At 62.0% G+C, this 22015-nt stretch carries 22 protein-coding genes; 15 read left to right on the forward strand and 7 right to left on the reverse strand.

The window, feature by feature from the left end:
* Positions 1-145 precede the first annotated feature (145 nt).
* Entirely contained in the window at positions 146-1366 is a 1221-nt protein-coding gene (gene thrS, locus RWT78_RS03125; RefSeq protein WP_003945523.1) for a threonine--tRNA ligase, read from the forward strand.
* On the opposite strand, the gene RWT78_RS03130 is transcribed toward thrS, so the two are convergent.
* On the reverse strand, positions 1363-1809 hold the full coding sequence (locus tag RWT78_RS03130; RefSeq protein ID WP_003945852.1) for a MarR family winged helix-turn-helix transcriptional regulator: 447 nt from the start codon (positions 1807-1809) through the stop codon (positions 1363-1365). The two genes, thrS and RWT78_RS03130, sit on opposite strands and share 4 nt — an antisense overlap.
* A 143-nt stretch (positions 1810-1952) precedes the next feature.
* Between RWT78_RS03130 and RWT78_RS03135 the strand changes: the two genes are divergently transcribed.
* The gene (locus RWT78_RS03135) at positions 1953-3149 is read left to right on the forward strand and encodes an MFS transporter (RefSeq protein ID WP_003945903.1); all 1197 of its coding nucleotides are present in this window, start codon (positions 1953-1955) and stop codon (positions 3147-3149) included.
* A gap of 72 nt (positions 3150-3221) precedes the next feature.
* On the opposite strand, the gene RWT78_RS03140 is transcribed toward RWT78_RS03135, so the two are convergent.
* The 3 genes from RWT78_RS03140 to RWT78_RS03150 all read right to left on the reverse strand — a co-directional run bounded on the left by RWT78_RS03140 (position 3222) and on the right by RWT78_RS03150 (position 6969).
* On the reverse strand, positions 3222-5288 hold the full coding sequence (locus RWT78_RS03140; protein ID WP_314673839.1) for a neutral/alkaline ceramidase: 2067 nt from the start codon (positions 5286-5288) through the stop codon (positions 3222-3224).
* Positions 5289-5383: 95 nt separating this feature from the next.
* Positions 5384-6112, reverse strand: coding sequence for an acetoacetate decarboxylase family protein (locus tag RWT78_RS03145; protein WP_314673841.1), 729 nt, complete (start codon positions 6110-6112; stop codon positions 5384-5386).
* On the reverse strand, positions 6109-6969 hold the full coding sequence (locus RWT78_RS03150; protein WP_003945714.1) for an SDR family oxidoreductase: 861 nt from the start codon (positions 6967-6969) through the stop codon (positions 6109-6111). The genes RWT78_RS03145 and RWT78_RS03150 overlap by 4 nt, the downstream gene beginning before the upstream one ends.
* A gap of 139 nt (positions 6970-7108) precedes the next feature.
* Here RWT78_RS03150 and RWT78_RS03155 point away from each other — a divergent pair, with 139 nt between their 5' ends.
* Positions 7109-8314: a cytochrome P450 gene (locus RWT78_RS03155; protein ID WP_162113966.1), complete on the forward strand. Its 1206-nt coding sequence runs from the start codon at positions 7109-7111 to the stop codon at positions 8312-8314.
* Here RWT78_RS03155 and RWT78_RS03160 read toward each other — a convergent pair.
* Positions 8303-8737: a cupin gene (locus RWT78_RS03160; RefSeq protein ID WP_003945598.1), complete on the reverse strand. Its 435-nt coding sequence runs from the start codon at positions 8735-8737 to the stop codon at positions 8303-8305. The genes RWT78_RS03155 and RWT78_RS03160 overlap by 12 nt on opposite strands.
* A 125-nt stretch (positions 8738-8862) precedes the next feature.
* Here RWT78_RS03160 and RWT78_RS03165 point away from each other — a divergent pair, with 125 nt between their 5' ends.
* The 6 genes from RWT78_RS03165 (at position 8863) to RWT78_RS03190 (ending at position 13381) form a co-directional block, all read left to right on the forward strand.
* On the forward strand, positions 8863-9216 hold the full coding sequence (locus RWT78_RS03165) for a hypothetical protein (RefSeq protein ID WP_314673845.1): 354 nt from the start codon (positions 8863-8865) through the stop codon (positions 9214-9216).
* 144 nt (positions 9217-9360) lie between these two features.
* Entirely contained in the window at positions 9361-10230 is an 870-nt protein-coding gene (locus RWT78_RS03170) for a helix-turn-helix transcriptional regulator (RefSeq protein WP_314673847.1), read from the forward strand.
* Positions 10227-11108, forward strand: a complete 882-nt coding sequence (locus RWT78_RS03175; protein ID WP_314673849.1) for an aldo/keto reductase — start codon at positions 10227-10229, stop codon at positions 11106-11108. Before RWT78_RS03170 ends, RWT78_RS03175 begins: the two co-directional genes overlap by 4 nt.
* A gap of 64 nt (positions 11109-11172) precedes the next feature.
* On the forward strand, positions 11173-12039 hold the full coding sequence (locus RWT78_RS03180; RefSeq protein ID WP_314673851.1) for an FAD:protein FMN transferase: 867 nt from the start codon (positions 11173-11175) through the stop codon (positions 12037-12039).
* A 50-nt stretch (positions 12040-12089) separates the two neighbouring features.
* Entirely contained in the window at positions 12090-12539 is a 450-nt protein-coding gene (locus tag RWT78_RS03185; RefSeq protein ID WP_314673853.1) for a hypothetical protein, read from the forward strand.
* A 71-nt stretch (positions 12540-12610) separates the two neighbouring features.
* Complete coding sequence (locus RWT78_RS03190; RefSeq protein WP_314673855.1) at positions 12611-13381, forward strand: SDR family oxidoreductase; 771 nt, start codon at positions 12611-12613, stop codon at positions 13379-13381.
* Between the two features lie 21 nt (positions 13382-13402).
* Here the strand turns inward: RWT78_RS03190 and RWT78_RS03195 are convergent, their stop codons facing one another.
* Both RWT78_RS03195 and RWT78_RS03200 read right to left on the reverse strand, forming a co-directional pair.
* Positions 13403-14101, reverse strand: a complete 699-nt coding sequence (locus tag RWT78_RS03195; protein ID WP_314673857.1) for a hypothetical protein — start codon at positions 14099-14101, stop codon at positions 13403-13405.
* Between the two features lie 283 nt (positions 14102-14384).
* Complete coding sequence (locus RWT78_RS03200; RefSeq protein ID WP_314673859.1) at positions 14385-15266, reverse strand: helix-turn-helix transcriptional regulator; 882 nt, start codon at positions 15264-15266, stop codon at positions 14385-14387.
* A gap of 295 nt (positions 15267-15561) precedes the next feature.
* On the opposite strand from RWT78_RS03200, the gene RWT78_RS03205 reads away from it, so the two are divergent.
* The 6 genes from RWT78_RS03205 (at position 15562) to RWT78_RS03230 (ending at position 22005) form a co-directional block, all read left to right on the forward strand.
* The gene (locus RWT78_RS03205; RefSeq protein WP_314673860.1) at positions 15562-16749 is read left to right on the forward strand and encodes an aldo/keto reductase; all 1188 of its coding nucleotides are present in this window, start codon (positions 15562-15564) and stop codon (positions 16747-16749) included.
* Between the two features lie 176 nt (positions 16750-16925).
* A complete protein-coding gene (locus RWT78_RS03210; protein WP_314673862.1) occupies positions 16926-17513 on the forward strand; it encodes a DUF998 domain-containing protein in 588 nt (195 codons plus the stop codon).
* A 735-nt stretch (positions 17514-18248) separates the two neighbouring features.
* Positions 18249-19286 (forward strand): ABC transporter substrate-binding protein, encoded by a 1038-nt coding sequence (locus tag RWT78_RS03215; RefSeq protein WP_314673864.1) that lies wholly within the window; start codon positions 18249-18251, stop codon positions 19284-19286.
* Positions 19267-20349, forward strand: coding sequence for an ABC transporter substrate-binding protein (locus tag RWT78_RS03220; protein WP_314673866.1), 1083 nt, complete (start codon positions 19267-19269; stop codon positions 20347-20349). The genes RWT78_RS03215 and RWT78_RS03220 overlap by 20 nt, the downstream gene beginning before the upstream one ends.
* Positions 20330-21151, forward strand: coding sequence for an ABC transporter ATP-binding protein (locus tag RWT78_RS03225; RefSeq protein ID WP_020906220.1), 822 nt, complete (start codon positions 20330-20332; stop codon positions 21149-21151). Before RWT78_RS03220 ends, RWT78_RS03225 begins: the two co-directional genes overlap by 20 nt.
* Positions 21148-22005 carry an ABC transporter permease gene (locus RWT78_RS03230; protein WP_314673869.1) on the forward strand — a complete coding sequence of 286 codons (858 nt, stop codon included), beginning with the start codon at positions 21148-21150 and terminating at the stop codon, positions 22003-22005. Before RWT78_RS03225 ends, RWT78_RS03230 begins: the two co-directional genes overlap by 4 nt.
* The last annotated feature ends 10 nt before the right edge of the window (positions 22006-22015 follow it).

Raw genomic sequence — 22015 nt, forward strand, 5'->3', positions numbered from 1 at the left:
CACAACACGACGACGCCGGTTCTCTTCCGGCGCATCGTTTAGCAACTGCTGACCGAACCCTTTCAGCCCCGGGAGTTATCGCCCCGGGGCTTTCCTGTTTCGTCGCTCCGTGTGCGTCTCCCCTTGAACGATTCGGAGAGCTCTCATGAGCATTGACCACCGCGAACTCGGGCGCGACCTGGAGTTTTTCGCCACCACCCCCATAGTCGGAGCCGGCCTCCCACTCTGGTTACCGGACGGCGCCGTCATCAGGAACGAACTCGAAAAGTTCGCCGCCGAACAAGCAGCGCGATCCGGATGCCGGGGTGTCTATACCCCCGTTATGGCGAAGAAAGAGTTGTACGAGAGATCTGGGCATTGGTCCAAGTTCTCGGACGACATGTTCCCCGAAATGAAGATAGGCGGAGAGTCATTTCTCCTTCGTCCGGCTAACTGTCCCCATCACGCTCAGGTATTCGCCGCTCGCGGTCGTAGTTATCGCGAGCTACCTTTCCGCGTTCGTGAACTCGGCTCGATGTTCCGTAGCGAACTCTCCGGAGTTCTCAGCGGATTGAGTCGAGTCCGACAGATCAATCTCGACGACGCACATGTCTTCTGTAGTCGTGAACAAGTGCAAGCGGAAGTGATCGTCGCGCTCGACGCGATCGAGCGCTGCTACTCGACTCTGGGGATTGCCGAACGGAAGTACCGCCTCTCGATCAGAGGGGGAGAGGGGCAGTACCTCGGCACCGACGAGCAGTGGGCGGACGCCGAGGATCACCTTCGCGGGGCGCTGAATGCACGCTCGATCGAGTACGTGGAAGCGAAGGGGGAGGCAGCGTTCTACGGTCCCAAGATCGACGTCCAGGTGCGAGACGCGCACGGCCGCGAGGAAACACTCTCGACCGTGCAACTCGACTTCAATCAACCGGAGCGGTTCGACCTCGAGTACACCGCTGAGGACGGATCCAAGGTTCGCCCCGTCATGATCCATCGGGGCTTGCTCGGGTCGATGGAACGCATGACTGCGCTTTTGATCGAAAGGTTCGAAGGGCGGATGCCGCCGTGGCTGGCACCCAACCAAGTCTCGATTCTGCCCGTCGGCGACCGGCACCAGGTTGAGGCCGAGCGTTTGCGGGCCGATCTCGAGGCTCGCGATGTTCGAGTGGCGATCGCGCCTGACGGATCGTTGGGACGTCGCATCCGCGAGGCACGCACTCACCGTGACCCGTACATCGCGGTGATCGGGGACAACGAGGTGCACGGCGGCACCGTCGACGTTCTGGTCCCCGCGCGTGGTGGGCGGGCGGTCGTCGACGCGGGTGTGTTTGTCGCTCAGGTGGTCTCGGGCATCAAAGAGCGTGCGCTGCTTCCGGCAGCTTTCTAGCCGACGGGAAGCTCGTGGAGGGCGCGCACCAGTGGCGCGAGTTCGGGTGTCTTGCATGCCTCGTCGAGTGCGGCTTCGAGGGTGGCGTCGTGCGTCGGCCGTGCGCTTTCGAGAAGCTCGCGGCCGGCCGGCGTCAGTTCGGTGTAGATGCCTCGACGGTCGTCGGCGCACAGGATGCGCGTCAATAGTCCTCGATCTTCGAGTCGATTGACCAAGCGCGTCGTGGCGCTGCTGCTCAGTGCGGCAGCGCGAGCCAACTGAGCCATCCGCATGTGCCAGCCGTCCTGGCGGCTCAACGCGTCGAGGACGGTGTATTCGACGACGGACAGTTTGTGCTCACGCTGGAGCGCGCGTTCCAGTTCGGTGTCGAGGGCGCCGTGCAGTGCTGCGAGCGTGCGCCACCCTTGCGAACGGATTTCGACGGCGTCGTCGGCGATCCCCATGTGATTCTCCTTGTCCGTTTCCTGCGACTCCAGGTTACCAGCTTGCGCATGTAGCGCGCGCGTGCAACTATTTATAGCGCGCCTGCAACTAATGCACACGCCCGCTAACGGCTTACGCGTAAATCTGTGAAAGGAACATCGAGATGCCATTGGGTCTCATTGCCCTCGCTATGGGCGGGTTCGGGATCGGCCTCACCGAATTTGTCATCATGGGCCTCCTGCCCGAGGTCTCGGCTGATTTCGAGGTCACCGAGTCCGTCGCGGGCTACCTGATCTCGGGCTACGCACTGTCGGTGGCGATCGGCGCGATCCTCCTGACCGCTGCCGTCACCCGCTTCGAGCGCAAGAAGGTCCTTCTCTCGCTCATGGTGCTGTTCGTCATCGGCAACCTGATGTCTGCGCTCGCGCCCTCCTACGAGGTCATGATGGGCGGACGCATCGTCGCGGCACTGTGCCACGGTGCGTTCTTCGGAATCGGCTCGGTGGTTGCCGCCGACATGGTGGCGCCCAACAAGCGCGCCGGCGCCATCGCGATGATGTTCGCGGGCCTGACCATCGCCAACGTTCTCGGCGTTCCGTTCGGCACGCTGCTGGGCCAGCAACTCGGATGGCGCTCGACGTTCTGGGCCATCACCGTCATCGGCGTCATCGCGCTCATCGGAATTGCAGCACTCGTCCCGACGACACCCGCCAGCACGACCGGCGGCGGATTGCGCGGAGAGTTGGGGGCGTTCCGCAACAAGCAGGTATGGCTCTCGATCGTCATCACCATCCTCGGCTACGGCGGAATGTTCGGAGCGTTCACCTACATCGCCTTCACCCTCACCGAGGTGACCGGCTTCGCGACGTCCAGCGTTCCGTGGCTGCTCATCCTCTTCGGCTCGGGCCTGTTCGTCGGCAACTTCCTCGGCGCCAAGGCGGCCGACCGTTCGCTCACGAAGGCGCTGGTCTGGATTCTCGCGATCCTGACCGTCGTTCTGATCGTGTTCGCCGCCACCGCGGAGAGCAAGGCCATGACTGTGATCTCGCTGTTCTTCATGGGCGCCTTCGGTTTTGCGACGGTTCCCGGTCTGCAGATGCGGATCATGAACTACGCGTCGGCCGCACCGACCATGGCGTCGGGTGCCAACATCGCCGCCTTCAACGTCGGCAACGCACTCGGGGCATGGCTGGGCGGAATCACCATCGCCGCGGGACTCGGCTTCACCTCCCCGATCTGGATGGGAGCGGCAGTCACTGTCGCCGGTCTGCTGGTCTTGCTCGTCGCGGCGAAGATCGACCGCCCGGCAGCGTCAGAGCCGTCGACGCCGACCACCTCGCTGCACCCGACCGCCGCCTGAACCTGGCCATTGCGCTCTGACCCCATCGCGTGAACGTATCGCTCCCCTTGTTGAACAAGGGGAGCCTTACGGTCACGCGGGGCAGGGGTGGCGGAATTCGGCGGTCACCCCGGAGAAAGGCGTGATCGCGCCGCTACCCCGAGCCTTCGACGCACCGAAGTGTTGGACTCGATACGTACCCGCCGGAGTATCGGCCGGAACATCCCACGTGATGCGCGCGACGGAACCGTTGCTCCCGACCCGGCGCCAGTGCAGTTTGGTGGACCAGTCGTTGTCGTCGGCGACCCGTGTCCAGGATCCGCCGGTATTTCGCTGGATCTCGTAGAAGGTCCCGTTTCGGTGAGTGTCGTTCTTGGGGTGGCCGGTGACGAACTCGACGGCAACCTGCGCACCCGGTGAGCTGTCGCCGGGCTGGACGGTTGCATCGCCGACATGTGGTCCCGGCAAGGGCTCGTCGAAGTCGACGCCAGGTCCGAAGCTGGGTTGGAACCCAGACAGGTCGGCCGGAGCGGGGCCGCGAGGAGGTTCGGTGCCGTCGCGCATCGCGGCTGCAAGGGAGGCATACCCCTGCTGATAGGCCGGTAGTGTGTAACGGCCGAACATCGTCGAACCGCCCTCGTACTGCTGCGAATCGTATTCCTGTGGTGTGGTGCAGTAGCTCGAGTACGAGTTCGCGTACCCCTGGAAGATGACGTTCTCGAGGGGAACCCCAAGCTCCTCGGCGACGGTTCGACGCACTCGTAATCCGGAGACGATGGTGAATTCCGCAGGGCCACCGACGATGTAGAACTGACCGATCCGCAGGATTTGGATCTTGAGTACGTTCGGCACCCATCCGCCCGGTGGCAGCAGGCCGACCGGAACGACTACGAGTTTGGGCGCCTGTGCATCCTGAAGCCATTGAGGCACAGGAGCATCCATACCGCCCAGGGCGTCGATCATGGGGTTTCGGGTGCCCTCGGGGAAGATCGGGATTGCCGGTCCGTCCTCGACGCTTCCGGCGCTCATTGCCGCGCCGATCGCAGCCGGCGCGGTGCGATGCTCGCGCCCGTCGGGGGTGAATCTTCCACTCACCACCTGATTTGCCATGTCCAGGTACATGATCCGACTGTCGACACCACCGGTGACGGTGTCGGACGCCGCGTCGAAGGCAGTTCGAGCCGCCGCTACCTGGCGCAGCCCGATGATGCGTGCGTTCTCGAATTCGTCTTCGGTCGGTCCGCGTCCGGGCTCGAGGAAGAGGTTCGGTGACATGTCGCCGCTGTTGGTCTGCGGAAAAGCAGCAATGAAGCTGGTGTCGCCGTCGAGGTAACGCACACCCCGGTCGTCGTGCTCCCAGAAGTACGCCGCGGCGCCCTTGTTGTCCCCGGAGATGAGATGGTTCTCGTTCGTGAGCGAGGCGCAGTGGGTGGCGAACCAGTTGATCGCTCCGATGTCCTTGCTGCCCCGACTGATCCGCATGACACGCATGTGGTGGTCGTTGCCACCGGGGTAGTAGGCCTTGTCCTCTTCGGGATTGAGGTCGAACGCCACTCGCGATCGGTTGACGCTGGCATCGGTGAGATCGGACCGCCCGAAACGGACCGTGCCTGGCGCCAGGTTCTCGTGCGCAGCGCTGATCGCCTCGACCATGCCGTTGACCTCGGCTTCGAACACCTGCAGTTCGAAGCCGAGAACTGCGAGGTTGTACGCGTAGTTGTGCGAGGCCCCGCCACATGCCGCGTGTGAATGGATGGCCGTCAACATGACGTTGCGTTCGGTGTAGATGTCACCGAAACTCCCGGCCAGTCGGCGCAGGACCTCGTCGTGAACGGACTGGAAGATCATGCAGTTGTCGACGCACACGTAGGCGACCCGCGACCCGCCGGACTCGAAGATGAAGGCGCGTGCGCGCATTCGCTGGTGCAGGCCTTCGGCGCGTTGATCGAAGCTCGAGTAGCCCATCATGCCGACTTCGGCGACCGGTCCGGTCACGTCGGATGTTCCGACGCCCACCTGCAGTGACGCCGACGACTTGTCGGTGCGTGCGGGTGAAACGGTGCGTGCCGGCGAAGCTGCGACGGCCTGGTTCGTCGACAGAGCGGCGAGCGCAGGTGCGGCGGCAGCGCCTGCCAGTACGGTGCGTCGGGTGATCTGCACGAGTGTCCTTTCGGGCGGTCTGACGCGAGTTGGTCAACCGTCCAGGAGTGTAGCCCGAGTCACACGTGACCGAAAGGGGTGCCGTCGGCCGACACTCAGATTGTTGTGGCCTCCCCGAACGTCATCGCCAGGTTCTTGATGGTCGTGGTCATCAGGGCCCGGCGGGGGAGTCCCAGTTTCCGAAGCTCCGCCGCCATCGGGTGACTGCCCAGTTGAACCTCGGCTCCACCAGGGCGAGATTTGACGCCGGTCGGTGCCATGTCCCACGACGTGCACCTGGTGGCGCCGTCGAGATGTGAGTACGCGGCCAACGACATGTTGGCTCCGCCGCCAGGCACGCTGACGCCGGATTTCACACTCAACTGTGTGATGAGTTTGCCGTCGCGAGAGACGGATCCGCGCTTGACCGAGCCGACGTGCTCGGTGTCGAACTCGGCGAGCACCTTCGGGAATCCCCAGATTTCCCGGCCGGCGGCCTTGGTGAACTCTCCGTCCACCGGCAACTCGTGAATGAGTGCCCCTGCTGTTCCGGCAGCGAGCGAACGTAGATCTCCCAGCACCGAGGTTTCGGGAGGCGCAGTGTGGCTGCGCACCATGTACGTCACTCCGAATTCGTTGTACGGCCCCAGATCCCCGTCGATGTAGTCGACAAAAACCAGGCCGCACAGCGCCCGGCCGGGGCGGTACTGGAGCACGGTCAAGCCGGTGTAGTCGATGATCGACTGCGCGGTTGTGCTCGGTACCGAGTACAACGCCATGAAGGCCGACGCGATGCGAACTTCGACGGGCATCTCGACCCTCTTGCCCAGAATCGTGTAGCTCATGGCGCCACCACCCCGCGGAGTCCGTCGGAGCCGTAGACGGGTTCGAGCATCGAGCGGAAATCCGGTCCGCGGCGCAGCATTTGGCCTCCGTCGACGTTGATGATCTGCCCGGTGATCCAGGTGGAGTGCGGTCCGAGGAGGAAGGAAGCGAGTCCGGCGACGTCCTCGACCTCGCCGACGCGTTCGAGCGGCGTGTTGGCCAGGTAGTCGTCCAGGATGGGGCCACCGTCGGTGATGAGCGCGACCAGATCCGTTCGGGTCAGCCCCGGGCGGATCGCGTTGACACGAATGTTGCTGGCGCCCAGTTCGTCTGCTGCCAACTGCACCAGGTGGTCGACGCCGGATTTCGAGACTCCGTACGCGCCGAACCAGCGATGTGTGTTGCTGCTGGCGATCGACGAGATCGCGACGATGGATCCACCGCCTCCTGCCACCAGTGCCCGCGCGCCGTGCTTGATCGTCAGCATGGTCCCCGTGACGTTGAGGTCGACGGTGCGGCGCCAGGCGTCGACGTCGAGTTGCGTGACCGGTGCGATGGTTTCGTTCCCGCCGGCGCAGGCCACGACTCCGTCGAGCTTTCCGGTGACGGAGACCGCCGCGGCGACAGCGGCGACGACGTCTGTCTCGATCGTGACGTCGGCGGGGGAGACGCTGACCGATCCTGCGGCAGTCGCCTGCCGGATCGATTCGGCGGCAGCATCGAGTTTCGCCTTGTTGCGTCCGCAGATCGTGACGTGAGCGCCAGACGCAACCAGCGAACGAGCGATGCCCAGGCCGATGCCACTACCGCCGCCGGTCACCAGTATCGATGTGCCGGCGAAAGTGGGTATGCCCGCTGAGGCGGTGTCGTCGTCCATGCGTGTCTCCTGGTCGTTGCTCCGGCGGGCTCGCGTGCTGATTCTGGAGGATTTCCGATTCGGCTTCGGTGAAAACGCCCCACGCTATATAGGAACAGGTTCTACTTATTGAGGCAAGGGTTGTGCGAGAGGCGGAGTGATGGCTACCAGACCGACCTTCGATTTGATCGACGGGCGCTTCTACAGCGGAGACCTCGGCAATGTGCGCGACGCATACGCCTGGATGCGTGATCACGAGCCCGTGTACCGAGACGACGCCAACGGAATCACCGCGGCCGCGAGTTACGACGCCGTCGTCGCAGCCGAGCGGGATCCCGAACTGTTCTCCAACGCCGGTGGCATCCGCCCCGAAACCGGTCCATTGCCGCAGATGATCGACATGGACGACCCGCAGCACCTCACACGTCGACGCTTGGTCAACGCGGGTTTCACACGTAAGAAAGTCGAAGCCAAGGCCGGCCGTATCCGGGAGATCTGCGATCAACTGATCGACGCCGTCTGTGAGAAAGGAGAAGCCGACTTCGTCGCAGACCTGGCAGCACCGCTTCCCATGGCCGTCATCGGCGACATGTTGGGTGTCCGTCCGGAGGAACGCGCGTTGTTTCTGCGGTGGTCGGACGATCTGGTGAAGGCATTGGGAAGCAACGCTTCCCAGGATCAACTGCAGGCCATGATGGTTGCGTACGTCGATTTCACCGCGTACATGATGCGAACCATCGCCGAGCGGAGGAGCGACCCGGCCGACGATTTGGTGAGCACGTTGATTCACAGTGCGGTCGACGGCGAAGCCCTCTCCGATCAGGAAATCGTCAACGAATCCCTGCTGATCCTGATCGGCGGTGACGAGACCACACGGCACGTGCTCAGCGGCGGCATGGAACAGCTACTGCGCCATCCGGACCAGCGCCGGGAGCTAGTCGACGATCCCGATACCATTCCCTTGGCAATGGAGGAGATGCTGCGGTGGTCCTCGCCGATCAAGAACATGGCTCGAACTATGACCCGTGATACCGATTTCTTCGGTGCGCAACTGAAGGCGGGTGAGAAGATGCTGCTGCTCTTCGAATCGGCAAATTTCGACGAGTCCGTGTTCCTGAACGCCGAACGGTTCGATATCGGCCGCACACCGAATCCACACGTGGCCTTCGGCTTCGGAACGCATTTCTGTCTGGGTAATCAGCTGGCCAGGCTCGAGGGACGGATCATGTTCGAGCAACTCTTCGCCAGGCTGCCGGGAATGGAACTCGCCACCGACGCGCCGTTGCAGCGGCGTGCCGCCAACTTCGTGTCCGGTCTCGAATCGATGCCGGTGAGGTTTACCGCTTCGGCGTCGTCAGCCGGGTAGCTGGCAGTTGGGCGGCGCAGCATCTTCGGATAGGGGGCTGCCCGCCGGATTGACGTAGACGACCTCGAGCACCAATGGTGTTGTCTGAGAGTTATTTCCGATGTGCACATGATCTGAACCGCTCGGTTCGATCAAAGTATTTCCGGCGCTGTAGATCCCGTCGACGGAGCAATCGGATCGGTAGTGGCTCAACGTGCCCTGCGCGATCAGCGCGTAGAGCGTCCCGTCGTGGAAGTGCCAACCGGTGGAACCGCCGGGGTCGATGGTGATCTGGCGCAGGATGTAATCCTTGCCGTCGAAAGTCACCTGCCCGAGGATTTCACCGTGTACTCCAGTGCTCGGTGTTGCCGACGCATTGATCGGCGTCAGCGACAGTCCGATCGCTGCGGACACTGCAAGCAGAACCTGATGGCGTTTACGCATGAGCGGCCCTCCCAGACGGATGTGCTCCTGAGTGTCCTCCGTCGATGCCCGGTTTATCCCAGTTTTCGTGGATCCAGCACTGCGAAGGCAGAGGTATGCCCTTGAGAGGCGGTTACGCTCGTGCCATGCAGCAAGTCGCGACGAGGCGCCGGAGCCAGCCGCCGCCTGCGCGCTTCATGTTCGAGGCATTGATCGATCCGTACCGCCAGCCCGCCCGGCACTGGCTGGAACTTCTCGAGAGCGAGATCGCACCGGAGACCGTCAGGGCTGAAGAACCGGAGCTGGTGATCTGGTCGTCGATCTGGCCGGACCGACCCGACGCCGTCATCCGATTCGACATCGAGCCGGTCGGAAACAGCACGATGCTGCGTTGGACGCTCTTCTTGGACGATCCGATACCGCCCGAGGCAGAGGTTGTCAGCATGCGAAAGCGGCTCAATACCTTGATAAATGCGAATCTGAGGTCGATCTTCGGCTGACGTGGCGGTCGAATCGTCAAACCACCGGAAGAAGAATCCATGTCGGGCCCGTTCATCGCACTGTGAAGCGGCAAGGAAGCTCACACTCATCCGTGTATTGGCAGTTCCTCCCACAATGAGAGCACTGCCTCTACCGTCGATGTTATGGATCATCGTGCACAAGTATCCGAGTTCCTGCGCACTCGCAGGGACCGGATCAAGCCGGAACAGGCGGGGATTATCGGGGGCGGTCGTCGCCGGGTGTCCGGACTGCGCCGAGAAGAAGTCGCTTTTCTTGCAGGTGTAAGCGTGGAGTACTACGCCCGGATGGAGCGAGGCGACCTGGCCGGTGTTTCCTCCGAAGTTCTCGACAGTATTGCCAAAGCCCTCCAACTCGACGACGCGGAGATCGACCACCTGGCTGATCTCGCTCGCGCCGCTGGGCCCCCACCGCCGCGCCGACGCACCCGGCCCGGAGAGCAGACCGTCAAACCCACCTTGCAGCGTTTTCTGGATTCGGTGACGGGCGCGCCGATGTGGGTGCGGGATCAGCGCATGGACTTCGTTGCTGCAAACTCGCTCGGGCGGGCGCTGTACTCTCCCCTCTTCGATGACCCGGCAAACCATGGAAACTCCGCCCGGTTCACATTCCTCGATCCTGCTGCGCAGACCTTCTTCCCCGACTGGGAGCGCAATGCCGACGACATCGTCGCGACGCTCCGCATCTACGCCGGGCAGAATCCGCTCGATCGGCGGTTGACCGATCTGATCGGCGAACTCGTCACGCGCAGTGAGACTTTCCGGCGCAGGTGGGCAGCTCACAATGTGCGCCACCATCGGGCGGGGATCAAACGTATCCACCATCCTGCGGTCGGCGATCTCGAATTGTCCTACGAAGCGATGGGCCTGCCGGCGAACCCGGATTGGTTCATGTTCGCCTACACCGCTGAACCTGGCAGCGCCTCCGAAGACCGTCTCAAGCTCCTCGGCAGTCTCGCTGCCACTACACCACCGAAAACAGACGTAAGGAAATGAGCATGAATCTCACTTTTAACAACGGAATCGAAATGCCCGCTCTGGGTTTCGGAGTCTTCCAGACCCCGCCGGAGACCACATCGTCGTCCGTCGCCGAGGCGCTGCGCGTCGGTTACCGATTGATCGACACCGCGGCTTCCTACTTCAATGAACGAGAGGTCGGTGAAGGAATCCGTCGCAGTGGGTTGGATCGGTCGGAAGTGTTCATCGAGACGAAGCTCTGGATCAGTGACTACGGCTATGACGAGGCTCTGCATGCGTTCGACAAGAGCGCGGGCAAGCTTGGTGTCGAACAAATCGACCTGCTCTTGCTGCATCAGCCCCTCACCACCGATTTCGGGAGGACGATCGGCGCATACAAGGCGCTCGAGACGCTGCTCGCGGATGGAAGGGTTCGCGCGATCGGTGTCAGTAACTTCATGCCAGGCGACCTCGCAGCGCTCCTCGAACAGACCGATGTGGTGCCTGCTGTGAATCAAGTCGAGGTGCATCCCTACTTCACTCAGCCCGAGGTGCAGAAGGCGAATGCGGAGCACGGCGTGCTTACCCAAGCTTGGTCACCGATGGGAGGGATCACCAGCTACCGAGGCGACAGCAGCAGGTCGACGTTCAATGATCCGGTGATCGGCGAGATTGCAGACGTTCATGGCAAAACTCCCGCGCAGGTCATGTTGCGCTGGCATGTGCAGGAGGGGCGGTCGGCCATCCCCAAGTCCGTCAACCCGGAGCGGATCGCGTCGAACTTCGATGTGTTCGACTTCGAACTCAGCACCGCTCAACTCGGTGCAATCGACGCGCTCGACACTGGCGTGCGCGGCGGTCCCGACCCGGCTTCGGTGACCCTCGAGGCGTTCCACCGGGACATCCCTGAGGCCTGAACGGACGAGACGGATGGACCCCCAGGTCTCGGGGCCAGAAGTGGAAAGGGCGGACGCTCGATCGGTGTTTCGGTTCAAAGCAATCGGCACCGACTGGGCGATCACAACCGAGAACCCGGTGCTGGATGGGCTGCGACAAAGGATCGGCGCGCTCACCGAAGACTTCGACCACGTCTGGTCCCGATTCCGCGCGGACTCGCTTATCACCCGGATTGCGCACGCCGAAAACGGCGGACAGTACGAGTTCGCTGAGCGTGACGTAGCGCTATTCGAACTGTACGACCGGCTGGTTGCCGCGACGGGCGGCGCGGTGGATCCGCTCGTCGGCCGCGATCTCGAACTGCTCGGTTATGACGCCGACTACACACTGGCGCCTGACGAGGTCGCGATCGCTCGGCGCCAACACTGGGAGTGTTGGCTTTCGGATATCGACCGGACCGAGTCCACGATTACCACCGTTCGTCCGGTGATGATCGACGTCGGTGCGGCGGGCAAGGGACACTTGGTCGATCTCATCGCTCAGAAGCTGCGGGATGTCGGTATCGGAGCATTCCTCGTCGACGGGAGTGGCGATCTGCGACACTGCGGACCGGAACCGCTCACCGTCGGCCTGGCACATCCTTCTTTGCCAGGGAGAGTCATTGGCACCGTTCCCCTTCGGAACGCAGCACTGTGTGCCTCGGCCACCACCCGTCGAGCCTGGGGGAAAGGGCTGCACCACGTCCTCGACGGACGGACTCGGCAACCTGTTGCCGACGTTATCGCAACCTGGGTGATGGCCGCTGACGCTGCGACCGCCGACGGGCTGGCGACCGCCTTGTTCGTCAGCGCCCCAGAGTCCTTGCGCTCCTTCGAGTTCAGCTGGGTGCGCATGCTTGCCGACGGCAGTGTGCAATGGTCGAACGACTTCGCCGGAGAGCTCTTCCTCTGACATGCCGGCGTGTACCGAAACTCAGCTCACAGTCATCAGAAAGGGGAACTATGAAGTCTCACAACTTTGTTCGCGCGACCTTTGTCGCGGCCGCATCGCTGACGGTGTTGTTGCCTGTTGTCGGGTGCAGCAATCCCGACACCACCGCGCCGTCGAACGGTACGGGCTCTCGCATCGCCGAAACGGACTCGCGCAGTAACGAATACGAAGACGGTACTTTTACCGAGAGGGGTATTTACGGTGGCGCGCCGTCGTACATGACCATCACGGTCACGCTCAGTGACGGCGCGATCAGCGATGTCGCCGTCGAACCGATGCCGGAGAACAACGACACTTCTCGCGGCTACCAGGAGCGGTTCGCTGCCGCTGTACCGGAAGCGGTGATCGGCAAGAGCCTCGACGAGGCGGAGGTCGGCGTTCTGGCCGGCGCCAGCGGTTGCGCCGATGGTTTCAACGACGCCATCGCGAAGATTCGTGAACAGGCGCGCGTGCCCGAGTAGGAAGGGGTGACTGCGTATCGGTGTACCAACGGTTCCTCCCACTTCGGCCCTCGCAGCCGTAGCGTCGAAATATGGATCAACGATTTTCGGTGGACTCGGTACTCATTGTCGGAGCATCAGGCAGTATCGGCCAGCTTGTCGTGGCCGAAGCCATGCGCGTCGGATTGGACACGACGGCGCTCGTTCGCGACCCGGCCCAGTCGTCCCTGTTTCCCGAAGGCACCCGCATCGTCGTCGGCGATTTCACTCGACCTGACACACTCGGGGAAGTCTCCGACGGAGTCAACGGGATCGTCTTCACACATGGCACCTACGGCGGCGCCGGTGAAGCTGAGCAGATCAACTACGGAGCTGTCCGTAACGTGCTCGACGCTTTGAAGCATCCGGCCCGGATTGCCCTGATGACGACGATCGGCGTCACCAAACCCACGCCCGGCCACGATTGGAAGCGCCGCGGTGAACGCCTGGTACGGGCAAGTGGCTTGCCGTACACGATCGTGCGGCCGGGGTGGTTCGACTACAACAAACCAGACGAACATCACGTCGTCATGCTGCAGGGTGACCGACGGTGGGCAAGTGATCCCTCTGACGGCGTGATCTCCCGCCAGCAGATCGCAGAAGTCCTCATCTCCGCCCTGAATGCGGACACGGCCGACCACAAGACGTTCGAACTCGTCGCTGAGCAGGGAGAGGCTCAGAGCGACCTATCTCCGCTTTTTGCCGCACTTCAACCGGATTCGGAAACAACTCTCGACGGGCCACTTGATCGCGATAACTTGCCAATGGCCGTCGAGTCCCCACGCGTGCTCAGTGACCTCGACGCCATTCGTAGACGTTTCTAACTGTCCGGACCGGCTTAGTACCTAGAGTGTTCTCGTGTAGAAGCCGGTGAGCTTGTCGATCCAATAGGTTTCGATGTGCTGCGCGCCCTCGATGAGGAACAGTTCCTTGTCGGCGGTGCCAGTCGCTTTCGGGAGGGCGTCCTCGCTCAGGTACGTGGTGTCGGCCTCGCTCAGGTACGTGGTGTCGGCCTCGCTCAGGTACGTGGTGTCGGCCTCGCTTCCTGCGATCATCAGCAGTGGCACGTCGATCAGCTCGAGCTGATCGGTGGCGTCGAAGGCCATGAGGTCGAGCAGGCTGCTCATCGTGTATTTGAAGGTCGACCCCGGGCAGGCGTGAGTCTGCCAGTAGTTCACATAACCTTCCCGGTACAGGGGGAACGGCTGGGCCGCGATCTGCTCGTCCGTCAGGTCGGCGTCCCCGGCGTATCGGACTTCGTTGCCGGCGGCTGCCTGCGCGCGGGCATCGGATGCCTGACGCAGGCGGTCCTGGATTGTGTCCAGTGCGCAGTCCTGCAAACCATTGCGGCGAACGCGACTGGAATTGAACATGCTGACCGTAGCGACGGAGCGAAATCGCTTGTCGGACTTCACCGCATTGAGCGCGCATCCGCCACCGCAGATGCCCAGTGCCCCGAGCCGGCTTGTGTCGATGCAGGGAAACCGGCGATGAAAGTCGGTCATGCCGTGGATGTCTTCGGTGCGGAAGAAGGGCTTGTCCACGCTGCGAGGCTCGCCCTCGCTGTTGCCCTGGTATGCGGCGTCCGCGGTGATCGTGATGTGCCCCTGCGCCGGGTCTCCCGGTAGCCGTGTACCGGGCCTGCGTCGGTCATGATGTCGGCGATTATCTGCAACGCGCGACTATTCTCCCGTGTCATTCGGCCCCTCCCAAGTGAGCGAGAAACGGATCGTTCTCTGTTCGAGACGCTAAGCCCGAACGACGCCAGAAGGGAGGAACGGTTGTTACACGCTTCGGTGTTCACCCCGTGACGGAGTGCGCGATGGCCTACTGCCGTTTGATCAGATTGACGCCACCGGAATCGTCACTGGTGGCCATCCAGCTGCGCAGCAGGTCGAGGGCGTCGGCGGAGGCGCTGCCGGGGTCGGTGACGTAGGTGCCGATCTTGACGTCGGGATCCGAAGCCAATGTCAAAGTTTCGTATCCCACGGTGAGTTCGCCGACAATCGGGTGGCGAATCGTTTTGTATCCCGTCGCATGGACATTCACAGTATGGCCGGCCCACCAGGTGCGGAACTCGGCGCTGTGGGTGGCGAGTTCCCCGACGAGGGCGATGACAGCGCGATCCGAAGGGTCTTTGCCGGCAAGCAGCCTCAGTACCGAAACCGAATGGCGTGCGCTGCGTCCCCAGTCGACGTAGAAATCACGTGACCGATCGTCGAGGAACAAGTAGCGCGTGTGATTGAGAGTTTCGCTTCCTTCCGGGAACAAGTGGGGAAACAGTGCTCGCCCAAGAGCATTGGAGCCGAGGATATCTCCGACGCGGCCGAGTGCGACGGTGGGTACGTCGGGCATCATGTCCATCAGTTGTGTCACCCGTGGGGTCAATCGGGATTGAGGCCTGCGGCGAGTGGGAATGGTGCCGTTCGATGCGTTTCTGGCGAGGTCGAACAGGTGTTGCGCCTCGACATCGTTCAACTGCAGCGTGCGCGCCAGCGAGTGCAGCACACTGTCCGAAACGCCGCGAAGATTGCCACGTTCCATCCTGGTGTAATACGCGGTGCTCACTCCGGCCAGCTGAGCAACTTCTTCGCGTCGTAAGCCTGGAACCCGTCGTTCGCCACCGAAAATCGGCACGCCCGCTTCTTCGGGGGTGAGCCGGGCTCGCATCGCAGTGAGAAACTGCTGAGTGCTGTGCGAGAGGTCCATGGTCACCACGGTAGTCCGAGAACTAATTTCCTGGGAGTCACTGGGATTGTCTCCCAGCGACCCTGGCTCGATGCGCCGGCCGGGGGATAACGCCAGTGACTCCCACGAATGCTGGTCCATACCTACGTTTGAATCATGACTCGCAACACCATCACGTTGCTCAGCGGCGTCGAGATGCCGAGTATCGGCCTTACTTAACCGCGCAGCTGATGGTGCGCTGCCACCTGGAGTAGGGCCATTCCTTTTATCCCTAAGTCCTTCAAGGACTTTGACATCAAACAGAAATGGGGTTCCTGTGAGAATCGCCCCCGCCGGTGCCAGCCGTCGTAAATTCCTGCTGGGAGCTGCCGGTCTGGCCACAGTGCCGATCGTTGCCGGGATGGCAACAGCCTGCGCGAGCGACCAAACGGCATCGAACCAGTCGTCATCTCCCGCCGCTAGCGGAGCAGGAGCCGTCGCCGCGGCGACCACGCTCACCGATCGCCGGAGGCTCGGATCCTTGGAGGTTTCGAGTATCGGACTGGGTTGCCAGACGATGGTCGGCACGCTCTACGGCCCGGTCACCAGCCGCGAGGATATGGTCACGTTGATCCGAACCGCCGCTGATCAAGGCGTGACGTTTTTCGATACGGCCGAAGCCTATGGTCCGTTCGAATCGGAACGAATCGTGGGAGAAGCGCTCGAACCCATTCGTGACCAAGTAGTAGTGGCATCGAAGTTCGGATGGAACATCGACCTCGCGACGGGTGAGCGTCTTGGTGGTGTGAACAGCCGCCCGGACAATATTCGCGGGGCTGTCGAAGGGATGCTGGCGCGACTGAGAACTGATCGCATCGACCTGCTCTACCAGCACCGAGTCGATCCGGCGGTTCCGATCGAAGACGTGGCCGGTACTGTGCGGGACCTCATCGACGAGGGAAAGGTGCTCCACTTCGGGCTTTCGGAAGCGGGCCCGCAAACTGTTCGCCGGGCACACGCCGTTCAACCGCTGACGGCGATCCAAAATGAATATTCCGTGCTGTGGCGCGGGCCTGAAGCCGAGATCCTGCCTCTGTGTGCAGAATTGGGAATCGGCTTCGTGCCGTGGTCTCCGCTGGGAGCGGGATTCACAACGGCGACGATCAGTCCCTTCACTCGATTTGCTGCCGACGATTTCCGTGGAGCTGTGCCTCGCAACGCCCCCGACGCGATGGCCGCGAATATGCCGTTGATCCAGTTGCTTCAAGATTGGGCAGTACGTAAGGGTTCCACCCCTGCGCAAATCTCGCTGGCGTGGTTGATGGCGCAACAGCCGTGGATTGTGCCTATTCCGAGCACGACTAGGACGCCGCATCTCATCGAAAACCTTGGATCTGAAGAAGTCTCGTTCAGTCCTGACGAACTCCGAGAACTGAACACTGCAATCGCGTCGATTCCGATTCAGGGAGATCGGCTGCCGGCCGGCGCGTTGGTTGCTACCGGTATCGAAGCGCCGCTTCCCTGATTCAGTCACAGTGCTGGCCTCGCTGACACAGAGCATGTTCGGCAAATGATCACCGACACAACAGCATTGCTGTTCCCACGAAGGCAGATCGACCTGTGACAGATTCAGCAGAACGAGAACTGGCCACATCGAGGCCAGCGAGGCGAATTGTTGAGGGAGGATTCGGCATCGTCATCGTGTCCATTGTGCTGTTCTTGTCACTCGATGTCCACGCGATCGTGACAACCGGCAGCAGGCTCGAACCAGCTATCAGTGCACACGGTCTCGGTGGCGGTCGCCGGATCTTCACCGCTGCGGTAGTCCTTCTGGCGGCCGGATCAGCCGGATTTCTGATCGCCCTCGTCGGCCGACAACTCACCGTCTGGAAATCGGGCGCTGCTGCCGCCCTGGCACTGTGGATCATCGGGCTGATCTGCATTGCAGCATTTCCCAAGCAAGTCTGGTCCCAGCCGGTGAGTATCAGTGGCATCATCCACTGGGCGGCCAGCGCTCTGGCATTTCTCAGCCTTCCAATCGCAGCGATATTGCTTGCGCGGCCATGGCTTCGGGATCGAAATCATGCGCGCTGTGCCCGGTGGACGCTGATCGCCGGAGTGATATCGATTCTGGCCTTTGCGCCACTCGTCTATGCGATGGGCGTTGACGCGGCAACTGGAGTCGACTGGTGGGACGTCGTCACGTTCGGTCACACGGAACGACTGATCGCCGCAGCGGATGCGGCGACTCTGGTGGTGATCGGCAAATGGGCCCACGCACGGACCTAGATGAAAAGGATGACGAATTCGATCCTCGGATCAATCGAAAAGATGTGGTCGTATTCGCAATTGTCATTGTGATCATCAGTGTTGCAACATATTTGGAAACGCGACCTCTATGAGAGTTTGCAACAGGGATATTGCTGTGAAGTCGCAGCAAGCGGTGGTGGTCCTGATCATTCTCGCCATCTCATCTGCGATTTGTCAGTCCGGAAACATGTCACCCGGAAGGGCTGCAAAGTTCTCTGCCTGACTGCCTATTCTTGGTGCGCGTGTCCATTGCGCTCGGCGTGAGATCGGCCACCGACCGCAATCGGAAAACGCTGACCTTCACGGTTCGTCGCCACGGAGACTTTTGCGCGACATCTCGGCATTGACCCCCGCGACGTAGTTGGCGGGTTACTTCGCCTGCGACCCATTTCAGCGCCGTGGGGTCAGCATCCGGCCGACTGCGTAGGGGTGCCCGGAAACATCGGCAACGCGGTCGTGTTTCTCACCTGATGAGCGCGAACACATCTTACGGGCTGAACTGCGCCAATTCGCTCGTTCTCCCTGGTTCGAGTGTGTGCGTCGGCTGCGGCAAGTCGAGTTAAAGGTCAGCCCAATCGGACCCAAAGCTCACTCTGGACGTGGCGACAATCACATGCTAGCTTTCCAATGTCCGTAATCACAACCACATGGTCGTAAATACGAACATTTGATGTGATTTCCCGAATTGGCTCGTCGAGGAGAAGCAGAGTACTTATGAGACCCACCAAGCAGAGCCGCCGCGCGGCCGCTATTGCCGTGACCTCGATCCTGGCGCTGGCAGCCTGCGGGGGTAACGACAAACCGGCCACGGTCGACGGTGTCACGTCGCTACGCGTGAACACGTCTATCCCGACTATTACGATCGCCGGTGCGCTCGCGATGGACGCGCAGGACATCGACGCAGCTCACGGCCTCGATGTTCAGTTCGACATGGCCGGCGCCTCCAGCACGTTGAGCATCGAGGCAGTGCTTTCCCGCGACGCGGACCTCGCTCTGGCTGGCCCGCCGTCGATTCTTGCCGCGATGCGCGAAGGTGCTCCGCTGACCATCCTCGGTTCGACTGCGAACAACCTGCAGGTGCTGGTCATTCGACAGGACGTAATCGATCGATTGGGTATCACTCCCGACGCGCCGATCGAGGAGCGCATGGAAGCCCTCCGCGGCCTGACGATCGGAACCAATCCGTCCGGTTCCACCTATCAAACTCTCCTACGAAACGAGTTGGGTCGGTACGGATTGAACCCCGACAACGACGTCAAGCTGATCGGCATCCAGGATTCCAACGCTCTGGTCACGGGTCTCGCTCAGGGTCAGTTCGACGCGGTTGCGACGTCCAGCGGTGTCGTCGAGCAGGCCATCATCAACAGTGGTGCGGTGGTGTGGATTTCGGGTCCGCGCGGTGACATCGAAGCGACTGCCGACGTTCCGGTTCTCGCCATGGTCGGCCGTACCGACTGGGTCAACGAGAACGCCGAAGTCGTCGACAAGTTCCGCGACGCCATGGGGGAGTCGCTCGACTCGCTCGAGTCCGACCGTGACACCCTCGGCCCGATTCTCAAGGAAAAGTACTTCCCCTCGACGGATCAAGGGGTCTGGGACCTGGCGTGGGCGGAGTCTGCAGGCGGGTACCCCGACGAGCCCACCTTCCCGCGCTCCTCCTACGACTTCTGGGTCCAGAACGATCCGAAAGGTGTTGCCGCGTATGAAGATGCCAACTACGAGGATGTGACCTATGCACCCGCGAAGGGCTAGACACACCGCCACGGCGAGTCGCGGCGCTACCGGGGCAGGCTCACGAACCAGGCGTATCGTCGTTGCCGCAGTGGCGTTGATCTTGACGCTCAGCGCATGCGGGAGCGAGAAACGAACCACTGCCGAAGGTGTCACGCCTGTCGATATCAAGATGTCCGTCGCAACTTTCACGAATGCCACTGCGCTCGTGATGGCGGCGCAGGACTTGGACGCCGCTCACGACCTGGACGTCGAACTCGACCAGGCCGGTGTGTCCAGCACGTTGAGCATCGAGGCGGTGCTGTCTCGAGATGCAGATCTGGCGTTGGCGGGCCCACCGTCAGCTCTCGCGGCGATCCGCCAAGGGGCGCCGCTCACGATCCTCGGTTCGATCGCCAACAATCAGCAGGTCATGGTGATCCGTCCAGACGTCGTCGCCCGTCTGGGTATCACTCCTGATGCACCCGTTGCGGAACGGATGGAGGCACTTCGTGGGTTGACCATCGGCACCAACCCCTCCGGTTCGACCTACCAAACCCTATTGAGGAACGAGTTGGGCAGGTTCGGCATGAACCCGGACGTGGACGTCAGGATGGTTGGCATCCAGGATCCGAACGCACTGGTGACCGGGCTGGCTCAGGGTCAGTTCGACGCGATCGCAACGGCCAGCGGCATCGTCGAACAGGCCATCATCAACAGCGGTGCGGTGGTGTGGATTTCGGGTCCACGCGGTGACATCGAAGCCACGGCCGACGTTCCGGTTCTCGCAATCGTCGGACGCACCGATTGGGTGAACGAGAACGCCGAGACCGTCGACAAGTTCCGCGACGTGATGGCCGATGCGCTCGATGCACTTAAGACTGAACGGGATGCTCTCGGTCCTGTCCTCAAGGCCGAGTATTTCCCCGCACTGGATCAAGGTGTCTGGGATCTGGCATGGGAGGAGTCCGCGGGGGGTTACCCCGACGCGCCGACGTTCCCGCGTTCTTCCTACGACTTCTGGGTCGAGAACGATCCCGAAGGAGTAGCCGCATATGGCGATGTCAACTACGAGGATGTGACTTATGGCGCTGCTCAAGACTAGAAACGCACCCGCCGTGTCGGACCGGGAGATCGACACCACGGATCTGCTGCGTGTGGAGAAGGTCGCCGTCAGCTTTACCGGCGATGTGGATGTCCTGTCGGACACCTCCCTTCGCGTCGACAAAGGAGAGTTCGTCACCCTCCTCGGCCCGTCGGGCTGTGGGAAGTCGACGCTGCTGAACATGACTGCGGGAACGCTGAAACCGAACCGCGGCGAGATATTCTTCGGTGGGAAGAAGATCACGAGCGTCAACCGTCAGGTCGGGTACGTGACACAGGAAGACACCATGCTTCCGTGGCTGACACTCGCCGCGAACATCGGTCTTCCGCTGAAGATGCGCAAGGTCGCCAAGAGCGAGATAAAGGACCGAGTCGACGAACTGCTGCTGAATTTCGGGTTGGACCACGCAGGTCACCGCTACCCAGCGCAGCTCTCCGGCGGAATGAAAAAGCGCGGACTGCTCGCTCGCGCAATGATTTACAAGCCCGAACTGCTGCTGATGGACGAGCCGTTCGCCGCGCTCGACGCCCAGATGCGTGCACAACTCCAGCGTGACCTGCGGGCCGCTGTCCGCGACACCGGTGTCGCAGTCCTGTTCGTCACACACGACCTCGAAGAGGCTGCGCTGCTGTCCGAGCGGGTCGTCGTGATCGGCGGCTCGCCCGGCCACATCATCGACGACATTCCCATCGATCTCGGACCGGAGCGAGATCCCGACACCCTACGTTTCGACGAAGGCTTCCGCGAAATCGGCCAAACGCTGCACCGGTCGTTGCAGAGAGCGCGAGGAATTACGCCATGAGTACGAATATCGAAGAAGTGGTTACCCCGGACCGGGACGATGCGGTCGCGGCAGTGGCGAAAGCGAGCATGCTGGGAAAGAAGAAGCGTCAGCGAAAGTCGTGGATTCAGACGTCCTCTCGGCTCGGCGCCGTGGTGGTGTTCCTGATTCTGTGGTCGGTGGCGGCCGGCACCCTCGTTGACACGTTCTATCTGCCCGAGCCGACCGCGGTGGCCGAAGAGATCTGGGATTGGATCCTCGACGGCAGCCTGTGGACGAACATCATGGCGACGATGGCGCCTGCCGCACAGGGTTTCCTTATCGGTGGGATCAGTGCCCTCGTGCTCGGCTACCTGTTCGCGATGTCGAAGACCGTCTCGATGGTCCTCGAGCCGTTCGTCGCTGCGGCATACGGCATTCCCGTCGTGGCTTTAGTACCGTTGCTGATCCTGTGGCTCGGAATCGGGAGGTCGCTCGCGGTCGGTGTGTCGGCGATCGTGGTCTTCTTCCTGATTTTCTACAACGTGTATTTCGGTATCAAAGACGTCAAGCAAGAATTCATCGACCAGGTCCGTATCGCCGGTGCGTCTCAATGGGACCTTGTGATGCGCGTACGGCTCCCGTCGGCCCTCGTGTGGGTGGTGGCAAGCCTCAAGCTCGCCGTGCCACACGCGCTCGTTGGCGTGGTGGTCGCGGAATTCCTCACCGGTAGTGAGGGATTGGGGTACATGCTTTCGTCCAACGCAGCACAGTTCAACGCCGCAGGCACCTTCGCCTCGGTGGTAGTGCTCGCGGCCATCAGCTTCGCCCTCGACCGAATCGTCTTCATGATCTCGCGCCGCGCGCTCATGTGGAAAGAATCAGCCGAGCGCTGACAAAAAAATT

The organism is uncultured Rhodococcus sp., from assembly GCF_963525155.1.
GTDB lineage: Bacteria > Actinomycetota > Actinomycetes > Mycobacteriales > Mycobacteriaceae > Rhodococcus_F > Rhodococcus_F qingshengii.